General features: G+C 58.4%; 22 protein-coding genes. 13 read left to right on the top strand and 9 right to left on the bottom strand.

What is annotated here, in order from left to right; genetic code table 11:
• Positions 1 to 193: 193 nt before the first annotated feature.
• From VE25_RS07535 to VE25_RS07525, 3 genes are read right to left on the bottom strand one after another with little or no spacing between them, the layout of a single operon-like run.
• Positions 194 to 1,402 (bottom strand): tyrosine-type recombinase/integrase, encoded by a 1,209-nt coding sequence (locus tag VE25_RS07535; protein ID WP_046107984.1) that lies wholly within the window; start codon positions 1,400 to 1,402, stop codon positions 194 to 196.
• A gap of 3 nt (positions 1,403 to 1,405) precedes the next feature.
• Positions 1,406 to 1,711, bottom strand: coding sequence for a helix-turn-helix domain-containing protein (locus VE25_RS07530; RefSeq protein ID WP_046107983.1), 306 nt, complete (start codon positions 1,709 to 1,711; stop codon positions 1,406 to 1,408).
• Positions 1,708 to 2,049, bottom strand: a complete 342-nt coding sequence (locus VE25_RS07525) for a type II toxin-antitoxin system RelE/ParE family toxin (protein WP_046108046.1) — start codon at positions 2,047 to 2,049, stop codon at positions 1,708 to 1,710. Before VE25_RS07525 ends, VE25_RS07530 begins: the two co-directional genes overlap by 4 nt.
• Before the next feature lie 151 nt (positions 2,050 to 2,200).
• Here VE25_RS07525 and VE25_RS22695 point away from each other — a divergent pair, with 151 nt between their 5' ends.
• Entirely contained in the window at positions 2,201 to 2,857 is a 657-nt protein-coding gene (locus tag VE25_RS22695; RefSeq protein WP_152664550.1) for a hypothetical protein, read from the top strand.
• A gap of 746 nt (positions 2,858 to 3,603) precedes the next feature.
• On the opposite strand, the gene VE25_RS07515 is transcribed toward VE25_RS22695, so the two are convergent.
• From VE25_RS07515 to VE25_RS07500, 4 genes are all read right to left on the bottom strand, one after another.
• Positions 3,604 to 4,125, bottom strand: coding sequence for a hypothetical protein (locus VE25_RS07515; RefSeq protein ID WP_046107981.1), 522 nt, complete (start codon positions 4,123 to 4,125; stop codon positions 3,604 to 3,606).
• On the bottom strand, positions 4,118 to 4,411 hold the full coding sequence (locus tag VE25_RS22690) for a hypothetical protein (protein WP_152664549.1): 294 nt from the start codon (positions 4,409 to 4,411) through the stop codon (positions 4,118 to 4,120). Before VE25_RS22690 ends, VE25_RS07515 begins: the two co-directional genes overlap by 8 nt.
• 366 nt (positions 4,412 to 4,777) lie before the next feature.
• On the bottom strand, positions 4,778 to 5,254 hold the full coding sequence (locus VE25_RS07505; RefSeq protein ID WP_046107979.1) for a YccF domain-containing protein: 477 nt from the start codon (positions 5,252 to 5,254) through the stop codon (positions 4,778 to 4,780).
• Positions 5,255 to 5,606: 352 nt separating this feature from the next.
• Positions 5,607 to 6,128, bottom strand: coding sequence for an Arc family DNA-binding protein (locus VE25_RS07500; protein WP_046107978.1), 522 nt, complete (start codon positions 6,126 to 6,128; stop codon positions 5,607 to 5,609).
• Between the two features lie 73 nt (positions 6,129 to 6,201).
• Between VE25_RS07500 and VE25_RS23680 the strand changes: the two genes are divergently transcribed.
• The 11 genes from VE25_RS23680 to VE25_RS07450 all read left to right on the top strand — a co-directional run bounded on the left by VE25_RS23680 (position 6,202) and on the right by VE25_RS07450 (position 10,963).
• A complete protein-coding gene (locus VE25_RS23680) occupies positions 6,202 to 6,459 on the top strand; it encodes an Arc family DNA-binding protein (protein ID WP_152664548.1) in 258 nt (85 codons plus the stop codon).
• Entirely contained in the window at positions 6,440 to 6,754 is a 315-nt protein-coding gene (locus VE25_RS07495) for a hypothetical protein (RefSeq protein WP_046107977.1), read from the top strand. Before VE25_RS23680 ends, VE25_RS07495 begins: the two co-directional genes overlap by 20 nt.
• A gap of 2 nt (positions 6,755 to 6,756) precedes the next feature.
• Positions 6,757 to 7,197 (top strand): hypothetical protein, encoded by a 441-nt coding sequence (locus VE25_RS07490; RefSeq protein WP_046107976.1) that lies wholly within the window; start codon positions 6,757 to 6,759, stop codon positions 7,195 to 7,197.
• On the top strand, positions 7,187 to 7,384 hold the full coding sequence (locus tag VE25_RS07485) for a hypothetical protein (protein ID WP_046107975.1): 198 nt from the start codon (positions 7,187 to 7,189) through the stop codon (positions 7,382 to 7,384). The genes VE25_RS07490 and VE25_RS07485 overlap by 11 nt, the downstream gene beginning before the upstream one ends.
• The gene (locus VE25_RS07480) at positions 7,381 to 7,614 is read left to right on the top strand and encodes a transcriptional coactivator p15/PC4 family protein (protein ID WP_046107974.1); all 234 of its coding nucleotides are present in this window, start codon (positions 7,381 to 7,383) and stop codon (positions 7,612 to 7,614) included. The genes VE25_RS07485 and VE25_RS07480 overlap by 4 nt, the downstream gene beginning before the upstream one ends.
• Positions 7,611 to 7,796 carry a hypothetical protein gene (locus VE25_RS07475; protein WP_046107973.1) on the top strand — a complete coding sequence of 62 codons (186 nt, stop codon included), beginning with the start codon at positions 7,611 to 7,613 and terminating at the stop codon, positions 7,794 to 7,796. Before VE25_RS07480 ends, VE25_RS07475 begins: the two co-directional genes overlap by 4 nt.
• 604 nt (positions 7,797 to 8,400) lie before the next feature.
• Complete coding sequence (locus VE25_RS07470; RefSeq protein ID WP_046107972.1) at positions 8,401 to 8,658, top strand: DUF6074 family protein; 258 nt, start codon at positions 8,401 to 8,403, stop codon at positions 8,656 to 8,658.
• Positions 8,655 to 9,209 carry a hypothetical protein gene (locus VE25_RS07465; protein WP_046107971.1) on the top strand — a complete coding sequence of 185 codons (555 nt, stop codon included), beginning with the start codon at positions 8,655 to 8,657 and terminating at the stop codon, positions 9,207 to 9,209. The genes VE25_RS07470 and VE25_RS07465 overlap by 4 nt, the downstream gene beginning before the upstream one ends.
• Positions 9,210 to 9,211: 2 nt before the next feature.
• Positions 9,212 to 9,895, top strand: a complete 684-nt coding sequence (locus VE25_RS07460; protein WP_046107970.1) for a hypothetical protein — start codon at positions 9,212 to 9,214, stop codon at positions 9,893 to 9,895.
• Positions 9,896 to 10,310: 415 nt separating this feature from the next.
• Positions 10,311 to 10,538, top strand: coding sequence for a hypothetical protein (locus VE25_RS22260; protein ID WP_201776055.1), 228 nt, complete (start codon positions 10,311 to 10,313; stop codon positions 10,536 to 10,538).
• A gap of 101 nt (positions 10,539 to 10,639) precedes the next feature.
• The gene (locus VE25_RS07450; protein ID WP_046107968.1) at positions 10,640 to 10,963 is read left to right on the top strand and encodes a hypothetical protein; all 324 of its coding nucleotides are present in this window, start codon (positions 10,640 to 10,642) and stop codon (positions 10,961 to 10,963) included.
• 48 nt (positions 10,964 to 11,011) lie between these two features.
• Here the strand turns inward: VE25_RS07450 and VE25_RS22255 are convergent, their stop codons facing one another.
• On the bottom strand, positions 11,012 to 11,158 hold the full coding sequence (locus VE25_RS22255) for a transmembrane anchored protein (protein WP_083988785.1): 147 nt from the start codon (positions 11,156 to 11,158) through the stop codon (positions 11,012 to 11,014).
• Between the two features lie 442 nt (positions 11,159 to 11,600).
• Here VE25_RS22255 and VE25_RS07445 point away from each other — a divergent pair, with 442 nt between their 5' ends.
• Complete coding sequence (locus VE25_RS07445; RefSeq protein WP_046107967.1) at positions 11,601 to 11,813, top strand: cold-shock protein; 213 nt, start codon at positions 11,601 to 11,603, stop codon at positions 11,811 to 11,813.
• Positions 11,814 to 11,876: 63 nt separating this feature from the next.
• On the opposite strand, the gene VE25_RS22680 is transcribed toward VE25_RS07445, so the two are convergent.
• Positions 11,877 to 12,092, bottom strand: coding sequence for a hypothetical protein (locus tag VE25_RS22680; RefSeq protein WP_152664547.1), 216 nt, complete (start codon positions 12,090 to 12,092; stop codon positions 11,877 to 11,879).
• Positions 12,093 to 12,096: the final 4 nt, after the last annotated feature.

Below are 12,096 nucleotides of genomic sequence, written 5' to 3'. Positions count from 1 at the left end.
AGCGTGCCACAAACCCGCCAGAAGGCAAGCCGCGATCCCTGGCGTGATCAGGCGGCAAGCCTGATACATGCGCTAACGTATTGATTTTATTGGAGAAGAGTGGCTGGGGAACCTGGATTCGAACCAAGATTAACGGAGTCAGAGTGCGTTAATTCTGCTAGATTTTCTGGGATTCTCCGCGTTCATGTGCCATCTATGTGCCAGCAGTTCCGCCAAGTAGCGCCAACTGGGCAGCCTCGAGTTCCCGCGTTTCGTCGACGGAAGGAAAGAGGTGCCCGTAGGTATCGAACGTGACCTGAATGCTTGAATGCCCCATGCGTTCCTGCACCTGCTTTGGTGTCAGTTCGAGGCCGCCATCGACTTTGCGGTTGATGCACCACGACGCGTACCAGTGTCGCAGGGCGTGAAAGCCGGTGTACTTGGGCGCCAGTACCAGATTGCCTTCTTCGTCTTTCTTGCCGGTGGCCACGGCCACGTGGGCGTTGAGCAGCGTCGGCCAAAGCCCGCGCTGGAGCATGTTCTGATGGTATTCGATCCTTCCCGCCTGATTGGCGAAAACGAGACCGAGATCGCTCTTCGGGCCGGCGAGCTTCCATTCTCTGAGCGTGCTTACCACCATCGGAGGGAGGGGGATCGTGCGCTGTCCGGCGTCCGACTTGGGCATGCCCATGTCCTGGTACTTGTCGGCGCGCTGTCGGACGTGGAGTTGTGCTTTACCCAGATCAACGTCTTCCCATCGGAGACCTCGCAATTCCGAGGCGCGCAGGCCAGTGAAGACCGCGGTGATGAGGAGCGGTCGGTAACGCCCGGCTGCAGCTCCGATGATGGCTCGGATCTCTGTATTTGTGGGGATGTCGACGCCAACGCGCAGCTTCGCCTTTTGCCGGCGCTCCGCCTTCTTTTGGCCAGAGCGGGCCCGCGACATTTCGTGAACGGCGTTCCGCACAACCAAGCCGCGCCCCTGAGCATCCGAGAGGATGCTGCCGAGGCTAACGGCCACCCGTTTGATCATGGCGGCCGAGCGACCGGCTTCACGAAGCATGTCCTGAAACGAGCGGACGAAAGGCACCGTCACCTTGGAAAGCTTCGTCTTCCCGATGAATGGCTTGATGTGAAGCTCCAGGTGCTGTCGCCGTTGATCGAGACTGGTCCGCTCGAGGCCGGCCGCGGTGCCCGATTTGATCCAGAGCTTGCCTGCTTCCTCTATTGTAATGGTCGCACTATCAGGGACGTGAACGCCCTGGCTGACCTCGACGGTAGCCCTGGCATGAAAGGCATCGGCATCCTTCTTCTTGGCGAAGGATTGCCTGCGTCGGTCGCCGTTAGTGTCGACATAGTCGACCTGCCAGACCTCCTTGGTCTCGCCCTTGGCGTTCGTCCAGCGGCGTTTCCGAACGGACACGGTTTAGGCCGCCTCGTCCGCGAGCGCTCGAAGAACCGCTTCGGGTTCTTTGGCCATGACGCGGAGCAGGGTCCGCGCCGCACCGCTAGGTGTGCGCTGCTGCTGTTCCCACTTCCGATAGCCGGAAAGACTGGTGCCCATCACCTGTGCCATCCGCTCCTGCGTGAGCCCCAGGTGAAGGCGGATTTCCTTCGGATCGATATTGTCGACATCGATCTCGTGAACAACGATGCCGGGCACGTTCTCGCCCCGTGCATGGGCGAGCGCCTCGGTCATAGAGGCGATGAGATCGTCACCAAACTTGGTCATCGTGACTTGCTCCTGTACGCGGCCTTGATGGCCTTGGCGAAGGCTCCGACCGCCGCCGCTTCATCTGGCGTCAGATCGGTCTTCTGGTTCTTGCCGTAAACGAGCAGGGCGTAGATCGGCGCATCGTCGCTGTACCAGTAGTAAATCACCCTGGCGCCGCCGCGCTTGCCTTTCCCACGCACCGCAAACCGCACCTTGCGGACGCCGCCTGCGCCAGGGATTTCATCGCCGGCAAGCGGATTGGACGCGAGGTAGTCGATCAGCGCTGCCTTCTCGTCTTCTGAGAAAAGCCCCGCCGCTTGCTTAATGAACGTCGGGGTCTCGGCAACGGTCTGCATGGTGGATATGTAACCCATCGGGTTAGTAAGTTCAACCCTACAGATGTCATTTCGAGACGGGGACATTCACCGGGGGAAAACACCCGCGGCACTCTAGTCTCCAATGCCGGGAATCACTTCCCATCAATGCGAGCGGTAGAAGGAGAGCATCATGAAGCTATCCTGGCATGCAAGAGGGGCTGCCACGGCCGAGCGGATGCGGCGGCTGATGCAGCTACGTGGTGTGACGCCGAACGGCCATCCTCTTTGGCGACCGCCCGAAACGGGGCGGGTGGAGAACCTCCATCCGCACTACCATATGATTTTTGCGGAGCCCTGGGCCCGTTCTAGGCCGGCAACCTACAGCAAGGCCGGTCGGATGGGACTTACAAAGGCTCGCGGCCGCCCTTGGACTGATAACGAAATTCTTCGCCTTCGAAAGGTCTATCCGCGGGGCACGCGGGAAGAAATCATAGCGGCTTTTCCAGATCGTACCTGGGCGGCAATTGCCAAGGCAGCCAACTCGCGCGGCATCTATCGAGCGCCGAGACCGCTCAAACCCACGGGCAACCGAGTACTGGATCAAATCCTCGAACGGGCCCGAGAGCGCAACGTCTCGATGATCGAACTGGATCAGGAGGCGAAGCGTAAAGGCTACTTTTCCAAAAGGAAGTGGAAGCATGGCCGTCTTGACCACACGGCGCATTTCCGAGCTGTCGCGTTTCTAGGGGGAAACCTGCGATCGAAATGGACGGGTACGCCGAATCCAAATCTTCGCCGCCGGCCGCCGAAAAGGAGGGGATATGAAAATAAGGCGGTGGCAGCCTGACGAAGATCGAGTGCTTCAAAGGTTCTATCCAAACGTAGAGATTTGCAAGCTGCATCTGGACCGCTCGGTCGCTGCCATTAAGCGCCGGGCATCGTCGCTCGGTATTGCACCTTCCAGGAGATGGCACGAAGGAGAAGATCAACTTATACGAGATCACTACCCAGACATCGATTTGCTGATCAAGTTGCTGCCTGACAAAACTCGGGACACCATTATGCTCCGAGCATCTGTGTTGGGATGTGCGAAGCCAAGGCGGGTTTGGAAAGGGGCAGATCTCCAGCGTATCCGGCTACTCATGGCTGATCATACAGATGCACAAATTGCATCGCAGTTTGCAGGCCGCACGGAGCAAGCTATCGCGACACTGCGGCGAAAACATAGGATGCTGCGCGTCACCGACCGAAGAAAGACGCCTGATCTCCCAATAGTGCGGGATATTCAGCAAAGATGTGAGGAGATAGGGGTGTCTTTGAACGAACTCTACCGAGTGGTCGGAGCGCGCAGATTTTTAACCCAGAGCTCCATTAGGCGCTACGGTACGAGGAACCCGAACTTTTATGATGCAGTCGACGCCCTCGGCGGCGAGCTCTACATCGAGTGGGAGGATAAGTAGCCGAGGCGATGTGGCACCTCGGCTTCCGGTTCGAGATCTTTCAGCCAGGGCAGGGGGGTTCGTGCTGAGTACCCCCTACACCACGATATGGGACATGGAACGGGGTCGGCTGACGTTCAGGCAGTAGTGACACTCACGGGGACTGCGGACGCGACGGGTCACTTTCGTTATCCGATTGGCTCAAAGCTTCAAGGATCCGATCCCAATTTGCGGAGTTTTCAGCCGACATTGTGTCTAGCCTCTGCTCCAGAACATCGTACCTTTGTGCGCTCGCTTGCAACTCGGTGGATAAGCGCTGCTCAACACCTCTCGCGGCCTGATCCGCAATCGACTGGGCGCTCATGCCAGTTGAGAACATGCCGTTACCCCACGCAAATACCGCAACCACCAGAGCCACCACACTGATGCCCGTGAGTATGATTGTGGGTATAATTCCGCGTGTGTTCCTCGCGATATCGCTGTCCAAGTTGTCAAGCCTCGACAGCACCTGCACAAACTTCGTGTCTGTGCGGGCCTCGGCGGCTGCAATTTTGGCGTCCACGATGCTCATATCGTCTGATGTGCCCCCTCCGCCGCCCGAATGCAAGGGGGTGCCGTCATCACTGCCGTCTTGGCTCCCGAGGTGTGAGCTATTGATGGAGATCACGTTATTCATCGTTTGCGTCCAGCCAATCTGTGATCGGCTGCCGAAGGAATGGCATTACATGCCAGCAATTTTTGCAAATCACCAGGACTGTCCAAGCGACTCCCGCCCCAAAAATCTCTGGGTCCGACATGTTTAGGGAAATGTATGCGTGGGAATGGCCTTCATCTGCTCCTCCCACCTGAAAGATGTTGTTCTTGCAGATCGGGCATTCTATGCGTCCGTTTACCTTCGAGGCAATGTAACGAGTGAACTCCTCTCCACCCACGTTGCGGGCGATACCTTTGCTATCGACCATGCGTCTCCTCCGCAGAATTCATTTTCGCCCCACATAGGCGCTGACCTTGCCCATGATGTGCACCAGGTCCACCTCGATCTCCATTGCCGGGTAGATCGTGTTATCGCCGATGATCCGGCAACGCGGCGGTATTGTAGCGCTAGTTCCCGACCGAATACCGCTTTCCCTTGAGCCCTGTCGGGCGCCCGCTTTCCGCTGCCTCATGGGTCTGAGCCAGCACCTCCAGCCAGACACCGAGCTTCATCGGCACCTCTGTCAGACCGAGCGAGTACGCCTCCGCTAGGCTTTCATCGCACCCAAGTATTTCGGCTAGCGTCTCCGTGGACCAATGGATGTGCTCGAGGCACTCGTTGAAGCGATCAGGGGTCATGCCGGGCGCCGTCGATACGCCGCCAGGCGATCCTGAGCGTTTGCCTCTCGAGCGGCTTGGGCGAGCTCAATTGGTACAACACGACGACCGACGGGCCATAAGGAGAGACCGGCAAGCTTGAATGCCTGCAGGCCGAACGGAATGCCGATGATTGTCAAACAGCACAGTATACCTGAGATCAGGTAGGCAACGAACAGCAGCAGGCCAAAGGTCAGAGCCCACAGCACGTTGAAGATGAAGCCGACAGCTCCTGTTACAGCCGTTGTCGCATCCAACTCACGAGCATCGAGCTCCCGGATGTGAACGACCTCCTTCCCGAATGGGAACGCGGACATCTTGGCCATTTCGACCGCCGCGCGGGTCAGCGGCAGTCCGATGATCGTTACGGCGAAGACTGCCGCGCCTATGAGCCAGATCAGCCCGGTGACCGCTCCGCCCAAGACAAACCAGATAACGTTTCCAGCAAATCGCATCCAAGCCCCCTCTGATGCATGAGGCGGCAATTGAGCAAAATGCCAAATAAGAGTCCAGCGGCTTGTCTGATGCGCCTGCTCTGGCAAAATCGCGGAGAACCTGCACCGGGCAGACCGCTCCAAGGAGGAGCGCGACCGGCATGTCAGGCTTTATGCCGACCTTCCTGAGTCAGCGGGGCGATCTTCAATCCCGACAGAATGTCGCGATTGAAAGCAAACGGGAAGACGGACAGCAGTGTTGTCGCCGCTCTCGGTCCATGGATCAGCGGCGCTGAGTACCCCACTCGACATAGAATTCGCCACGAAAACAACCGTCGCCATACCGGCTAGTTGTCCGCAAATCGCTTACCTATTATTTCTTACGTGTTGGTGGCACAGGTTCAGCTGGTGGCGGCTCCTTTCCTGTAAGAGCTTTAATCGTTTCGATAAACTGGCGCTCTCTTGCGATCGTAAATCCAGCATACTCATCGGCCTGCTCCCACCGCTGTCGGGCTCTCTCCATGAGTGCTTCATATTCCTTCTCAAGCTCATGCTCCCGCTCCGCGAGCTTATTGTCTATCTCCATCGATAGCTCAAATTCCCGTTCATCCAACGCTGCTTCCCTCTTATCTAGAATTTGAGTTCTCTTCGTAAGAGACGATAACAGTTTGTCGTAGTTCTCGATTTTCTCAGTGAGATTTTTCCGCAGAGACTCAGCGACTAGGGTGGCTTCTCGGAGCGCTGCAGTGTCCTGCTGGAAGCTACTTTCAAGCCGCGCAACGATCTCGGCGTTCATCGAGCGGTTGTTTTGCTGCGCCGCGCCCTCGATCTGGGCCTTCAGGTCGGGCGTCAAACGAAGCTTGAACTGGGGATCTGTCTGCTTGGGTTGCGCCATGGGGTGCTCTCCGTATTTCGAGCGTGGATAAACCAATTAGGTCCTTGACGCTATATGAACCTAGTAGGTACATATGAACCTATTAGGTGCTATGGTTAAGGAGCCATTTATGCCTTCTGAGTTGGTCCAATTGAAAATTCGACTTCCACCTGATGCGCGGGCATTTATTCGAGCTGAAGCTCTTGAAAACGCGTCGTCCCAAAACTCCGAGATTGTCCGCGCAATTCGCGGGGCCATGAAAGCAAAAGGCCCGGCCGGAGCTGCAACTCCGCCGAGCCATGAACACGTCCTCCCCTCCAAAGGAAAAGACAATGATCACTCAAACCAATAGCACGGCACGTCCGTCGATCACAATGCCGGCGTTGCCCGGCGACAACCGGGATGAGCGTACCCGCTATTTCGGAGATGTGTGGGAGCTGGCCCGGATGGCTTCCATCCTGGAGGTCTCCCTCGAGCGAGCCCTCAGCACCAATCGAGCCATTAGGCACGACAAAGAGAACGGTATCCGCACCCTCAATTTCGCCGACAGCGCGATCGAGGACATCCTCTTCGCCATCGGCAACATTTGTGAGCGCGCCGAGTTGTTGCATGCCCGCGCCTATCTCTTCGAAGGGGAGGGCGCTTAGGCATGGACAACGACCTCACAAAAATGGGGGCTGCCAATTGCCCGCGCCCGGATCGCAGATCCATCGAAGCCGAGATTGAACGTCTGATCGGTCTGCTCGACAAGTTCGATGGAGACCCAGACCTTGAGGAGGCTGGCGATCTGGAGCCCTCTCTCGGTTGGCCCGCGCTGGGACCTCAGCAGTTCGGGCGCGCTCCCCAATCCCTGGATGACGACCGCGAGGAGGACAATGCGGATTGTGAGCCCTCTCTGGCGACACCCGAGGCCAAAAGCCCTCCGGGGATGCTTCGGATGTCGGGCGATCCGGAGAGCTGGTTGGGTGGGCACCTGTCTGGCTTTCACGTACGCACGAACCAGTTGAGCCAGCTCGGCTGGGCAGCGGGTGGCGATACCGACGCCGAGTACGATCCCACCGATCATGGAGAGCCCGACGATGGAATCTGATCGTTCCGTTCCCGAAAGGCTCGATCTGATCTGGGGCGCCACAGCAATTGCTGCGGCCCTCAACCGGACCCGCCGCCAGACTTTCCACATGCTGGAAAACGGGGAACTGCCGGCGAAGAAGGTCGGCGGCCGTTGGGTCGCCTCCCGCAAGAAGCTCGAGGAGCTGTTCGAAGGGGACGCTGCATGACGGATCAGATCATCGCAACGATCCCGAAGAACGCCAACGAGGAATTGCGGATCAGCTTGACCGAATATCAGGGTCATCGGCTGTGCGCCGTGCGTGTCTATTACGATCCGCGCGACGGCGGCGATATGCGGCCCGGCAAATCGGGCGTCAACGTCCGGCTGACGATGCTGCCGGAGATCATCGAAGCACTCCAGGAAGCTTGGAAGCAAGCGGGCGGGGGCAAAGCATGACAGGCATTGCCTCGCCGTCACTCGACACGATCAAGACAGCGGCCAACTGGCTCGCCGACAATTGGGAGGAGGTGCGCCTCCTCTCCCAAACGGCCCTCCTACGCGAACGCTATGGCCTCGGCTTCAACGATGCCGTCAAAGCGATGGCCGAGGCAAAGCGCATACGGGAGGGGCGAGAATGAGTCGGAGAAGTCGTCGCTCGAAATCTCCGCCATTTGTCCAACTGTTCCGGTGGGTGACGCAGTCGCCCGCCTGGCGAGAGCTCGATCCCGTAGCTCGCGCTCTCTACCTGGAACTGAGGGAGCGCTTCAACGGGCACAACAATGGAATGATTGGCCTCGGCTGTCGCGAAGCTGCGAAGGCTATCAATGTCGGGCCCGATACAGCCAACCGGGCGTTTAAGAAACTGCGAGCGCTCGGTTTCATCGAGCCGGCTACACCCGGCGGCTTTAGCACCAACGGTAGGCGAGCCACCGAATGGCTTCTGACGGAATTGCCGGACGATCGCACGGGTCACAAGGCTACCAAGGACTTCGCGCATTGGCGGCCAGAAAAAATAAAACCTAGTCCGATCTCAAGGACACCAAGTCCGATCCCAAGGACGCAACAAGACCTAACCGCCGGAAATTCTCGTTTGCGTCCGACCTCAAGGACTGAAGTCGCGAAAAACGCCGAAATAGCGTCCGGCCTCAAGGACACATCTAGATATACCATATCCCCTGTGCGCCGGAACGCAGCGGCTAGTGCAGGCGCTGCAGCTGTTGCCCTCGAAGAGGGGGGGCGCTGATGGCCGAGCTCATCTGCTTCCCTCAGGAGCGCAATGTAGGAAAGGCTCGTCACGTTGCCGAGATCTATCTTCGGCGGCGAACGGACAAGGCTCGCTCGACCTACTGGCGAGACACCTGCGCCACTCTCGAATGGATGATGCGTCGACGGGGGTTCGCCCCCGCCGAGATCGAACGTCAGGTCTCGGCCTTCACCTGGGCCGTGCAGAACGAAATCAACCGCCTCAGCGCGCGCGGCAATGGACCAGGTGCAGCATGAGCCAGTTCGCGAAGGATCATCTCCCCATGAACTTTCACAACGCGACCGCCCCAGCGGCCAGCACACCTACTTTGTTGGCAAAACTTCAGCGCCGCTCCGACAGCCGCCAGAAGCGCACCGTCCACATCATCATGGTGCTGTTCAAGTTCGATACCGAGCACTGCCAGAAGGAAATCGGTGCAATTCGGCACCGATTGAACGGGCTGCGCTACAAGGCGGCGATGCAGACACGCTACGCACATGCATTTGTCGTGCAAACGCACCTTACCGCCGATGAATTGATGGATCAGGTCCGCCCGGTGGTCTCGACCGATTGCGTACCCTCCATCGAGCGCGCCTGGTGCTTCACCCCTGGCGCTGACATCGCGGCCTCGGAAGTGCTGGATCCTCTGACCGACTATGTCAGGGAGGCCTGGGAGGAGGTCCGGCGCTGGAACGACCCGGCGCGCCATCGCAAGCCTAGTCCTACCCAGATCTTCGAGCGCAAGGCGATCAAGCCCGAGGATCGGCACTCGACCATCCGTTCTCGTCTGCTCGGCAAGGAGGCGTGATATTGGGATACCCGAAGAAAGCCAGCGCGCCTTCGAAGGTCGCCCAAATACCAAAGGGCTCGATCATCGCGCGCCGTCTCGTCGATAATCCGCTGCGCACGCCCGCTACTTACCTGGACGAGCTGCGGCGCGCTGCAGAGCATGGCGACCGGCGCGGCTTTGAGCCGGGCAAGATCGAGGCTGCGATCAACATGCAGACCCTCATCGGCGGCTTTGCTCGCGTTCGAAATCGGACCGAAGCACAGATGCATGCGGCTGCTCGCTATCGGTCGATCTATGAGCGGGCCCAGCTCGGCGGCTCCCGCGCCGTGGACTATGCCGCGGTGAAGGTCGACACCTCAGGTCCGGCAGAGAGCACTGTCCTGGAGATTGGCGAGCAGGCACGTCGGGAGTATCGCGACATGGTGAAAGTCCTCGGCATGGACCGCTCCCGACTTATCGAGCAGGTGGTCTGTCACGACATGTCCATCCGTGACGTCGCTGTCACGCGTGACCTGCGTGACAGTGGGGCAGGGCGCGCCCTAATCGTTCGGCTCCTTAAGGACGCGATCGACGTGGTGGCGGAGCATTTCGGGTACTCAGGTGTAACGCAGGGGAGCAGTCGGAAACGAGATTGGAATGACGGCTGCGCCGAGAAGATGATTTTTACGGGCGAGATCAGGAATCCCAAACGAAACAAGGGCTAAGCGCTTGACGTTCTAGTCCATTATCGGTAAGTTCCTGATATGTTCGGCACAGTGCGCCCCAGGCTAGGATTAGCCGTCGGGTTGTTGCGATGGCGGGCCAATCGGCGTACCAATTCGCTGCGTTGGCAGTCTGCGCCGGTGGGCTCGCCTCGGCGGGCTTTCTTCATTTCGCCCCCTCTGAGGAGGACTCCATGTTCATCATGATCGTGTGCCATAGGGGCGCACCGGAACACTCCGGAGATCATGATGCACTACAAGCGCAAGGGTCCGAAATCCACGCGGGCGGGTTGCCTGCTCTGTAAGCCTCACAAGCGGCAGGGCGCACTTCCCCCGTAGCAAGAACATGCAGTTCAGCAATCGCAGGCGGTATGAGGCTGGCGAGGCTGGGCTGCGAGACAGGTAGAGGTTCAGTGTCGTGTCCCGCTCCTATCGTCATACCCCGATCACCGGGATCACAGTGGCCGAGAGCGACAAGCCGTTCAAGGTGTTAGAACATCGCCGCGAACGCAGGGCGGTGAACGCTGCGCTGAGTACTGGTGGGGATATCCCGTCGCCCAAAGCGTTCGGAAACCCAGGGGCATCGGAGAAGGATGGTAAGGCCTTTTTCGATGCCGCTCGGCATCCGAAGCTCATGCGCAAATAGGCCCCTGAGTACCTGCACTGGAGCTCGTGTGGTTTGCAAGGCAGTTCAGCAACCGTAACCTATCGGCATCCGTTCCCGTTCTGCTAGCAGAAGGCAGGGGAATGACCGAAGACGAACTGCGACAACGCTTCGACCTGACGCTCCAGTCCATCGGATCTTGGAGTGCCGACACTGCGGATTTCATACGCGCAGCCAGTAAGGCCGATGTGGCCGGCGATCCTGATGAGGAAGCTCTTCAATCGGCAGAACAGACCCTTGAGGCCATTCGGGAAGAGCAGCGCTCCCTGGAGGAGGCCTGCCGGTCTTCGTCATTCAAAAGCGACGATATAGAGAACGGCATGGCGACAGCGATGGCCGAGCTCTACAACCTCGAGCGCGAAATTGCTGCTGCTATCCTGAAGCTCAAGGACGTGTGGGATCATTGATCGGGTAGCTGATATTGGTGAGGCCGCTACAGCGGCCTCACCAATATATCAATTTCCGCCGGGACGCTCTGAAGCGGCGCGGTCACCACAGCGCGAGCCATCGGCGGCGCGGTCCGACGGCACATTGCAGTTGCCGGCATATACAGAAGTACTCATCGCCGAAATGGCGATGATGACAGCAAACAGAAGTTTCATAGTTGAGTCCCCCTTGGTCAAATCGACCAAGGATTTTTATTGCTGGTCTTTGACCAGAAGGCAAGCTCTACTGCTCATGTCACATGGGACATGGTAGCTGCCTGCATACAATGATCCGCCAAGTATGCCACTCACTCTCCCATGAGTCCGACAGCACAGACGGGAGTGCGTCATCCAAAAAAGCGGCCGTTCGGGTAGCATCATCTTTGTGTACGAAGGCGCCCCGAAATCGACGAGTGTATTACGTCCTGAGTTCGTGCCTTGCTGGGAACAATATTCCCTGCGATAAGGCGCGCCATACGTTTTCAGCCTAAGTCGGCTGCCTTCTGCCAGTTCGAACTGGTCCCTGGCTCTCGAAATCTGCTCTGCGAACGTCTGAAGCCCAGCATTCCGCTGGCACTAACGCTCGTTCGCGCAGCGTCCGAGCCAAAGGAAAAGTCAAATGGCCATCAAAGGCACCGTAAAGTTCTTCAACACCACCAAAGGCTTCGGCTTTGTCACCCCGGAAACGGGCGGCAAGGACCACTTCGTCCACATCTCTGCCGTTCAGCGGGCCGGTATTGACGGCCTCTATGAGAACGACAAGCTGACCTACGAAGTTGAAACGGGTCGTGACGGACGCGAGTCCGCCGTCAACTTGTCGCTCGTTCAGTAAGCTCCCGCTTATTGCAGCAGTCTCGAAGGTCGCCCCTTGTGGCGGCCTCTTTTGTGCACGCGTTTAGAGCTGTGAGCGGTCGTTCCGTTCGCTGACACCATCTCTACCGTGACATCGTGGGAAGTCGAGCATCAAATAGCCCTTCGTGACGAGCCATTCACGAACCACGAACCGGTAGGCATCCTGCTTAGTTCGGAAATCACTTGGTCCTTCGGAAATGAAGCGCTCCAGTGCTTCTGCAACATCATCTTCTATCCGAATGGTGATCCGGTTTCTCATTCTC

It is taken from the genome of Devosia geojensis (assembly GCF_000969415.1).
Lineage (GTDB): Bacteria > Pseudomonadota > Alphaproteobacteria > Rhizobiales > Devosiaceae > Devosia > Devosia geojensis.
The sequence above is the reverse complement of the archived record's forward strand: the minus strand, read 5'-3'. Positions and strand labels throughout refer to the sequence as shown.

What these genes read in the sequence shown, in the direction of transcription:
- VE25_RS07450 (WP_046107968.1), top strand. Translation starts at nt 10,640, where the DNA reads ATGACCGAAGACGAACTGCGACAACGCTTCGACCTGACGCTCCAGTCC.
- VE25_RS07500 (WP_046107978.1), bottom strand. Translation starts at nt 6,128, where the DNA reads ATGGCGCAACCCAAGCAGACAGATCCCCAGTTCAAGCTTCGTTTGACG.
- VE25_RS07505 (WP_046107979.1), bottom strand. Translation starts at nt 5,254, where the DNA reads ATGCGATTTGCTGGAAACGTTATCTGGTTTGTCTTGGGCGGAGCGGTC.
- VE25_RS07445 (WP_046107967.1), top strand. Translation starts at nt 11,601, where the DNA reads ATGGCCATCAAAGGCACCGTAAAGTTCTTCAACACCACCAAAGGCTTC.
- VE25_RS07465 (WP_046107971.1), top strand. Translation starts at nt 8,655, where the DNA reads ATGAGCCAGTTCGCGAAGGATCATCTCCCCATGAACTTTCACAACGCG.
- VE25_RS22255 (WP_083988785.1), bottom strand. Translation starts at nt 11,158, where the DNA reads ATGAAACTTCTGTTTGCTGTCATCATCGCCATTTCGGCGATGAGTACT.
- VE25_RS07525 (WP_046108046.1), bottom strand. Translation starts at nt 2,049, where the DNA reads ATGCAGACCGTTGCCGAGACCCCGACGTTCATTAAGCAAGCGGCGGGG.
- VE25_RS07475 (WP_046107973.1), top strand. Translation starts at nt 7,611, where the DNA reads ATGACAGGCATTGCCTCGCCGTCACTCGACACGATCAAGACAGCGGCC.
- VE25_RS22690 (WP_152664549.1), bottom strand. Translation starts at nt 4,411, where the DNA reads ATGGTCGATAGCAAAGGTATCGCCCGCAACGTGGGTGGAGAGGAGTTC.
- VE25_RS07490 (WP_046107976.1), top strand. Translation starts at nt 6,757, where the DNA reads ATGGACAACGACCTCACAAAAATGGGGGCTGCCAATTGCCCGCGCCCG.
- VE25_RS07495 (WP_046107977.1), top strand. Translation starts at nt 6,440, where the DNA reads ATGATCACTCAAACCAATAGCACGGCACGTCCGTCGATCACAATGCCG.
- VE25_RS22695 (WP_152664550.1), top strand. Translation starts at nt 2,201, where the DNA reads ATGAAGCTATCCTGGCATGCAAGAGGGGCTGCCACGGCCGAGCGGATG.
- VE25_RS07485 (WP_046107975.1), top strand. Translation starts at nt 7,187, where the DNA reads ATGGAATCTGATCGTTCCGTTCCCGAAAGGCTCGATCTGATCTGGGGC.
- VE25_RS07530 (WP_046107983.1), bottom strand. Translation starts at nt 1,711, where the DNA reads ATGACCAAGTTTGGTGACGATCTCATCGCCTCTATGACCGAGGCGCTC.
- VE25_RS07480 (WP_046107974.1), top strand. Translation starts at nt 7,381, where the DNA reads ATGACGGATCAGATCATCGCAACGATCCCGAAGAACGCCAACGAGGAA.
- VE25_RS23680 (WP_152664548.1), top strand. Translation starts at nt 6,202, where the DNA reads ATGAACCTATTAGGTGCTATGGTTAAGGAGCCATTTATGCCTTCTGAG.
- VE25_RS22680 (WP_152664547.1), bottom strand. Translation starts at nt 12,092, where the DNA reads ATGAGAAACCGGATCACCATTCGGATAGAAGATGATGTTGCAGAAGCA.
- VE25_RS07470 (WP_046107972.1), top strand. Translation starts at nt 8,401, where the DNA reads ATGGCCGAGCTCATCTGCTTCCCTCAGGAGCGCAATGTAGGAAAGGCT.
- VE25_RS07515 (WP_046107981.1), bottom strand. Translation starts at nt 4,125, where the DNA reads ATGAATAACGTGATCTCCATCAATAGCTCACACCTCGGGAGCCAAGAC.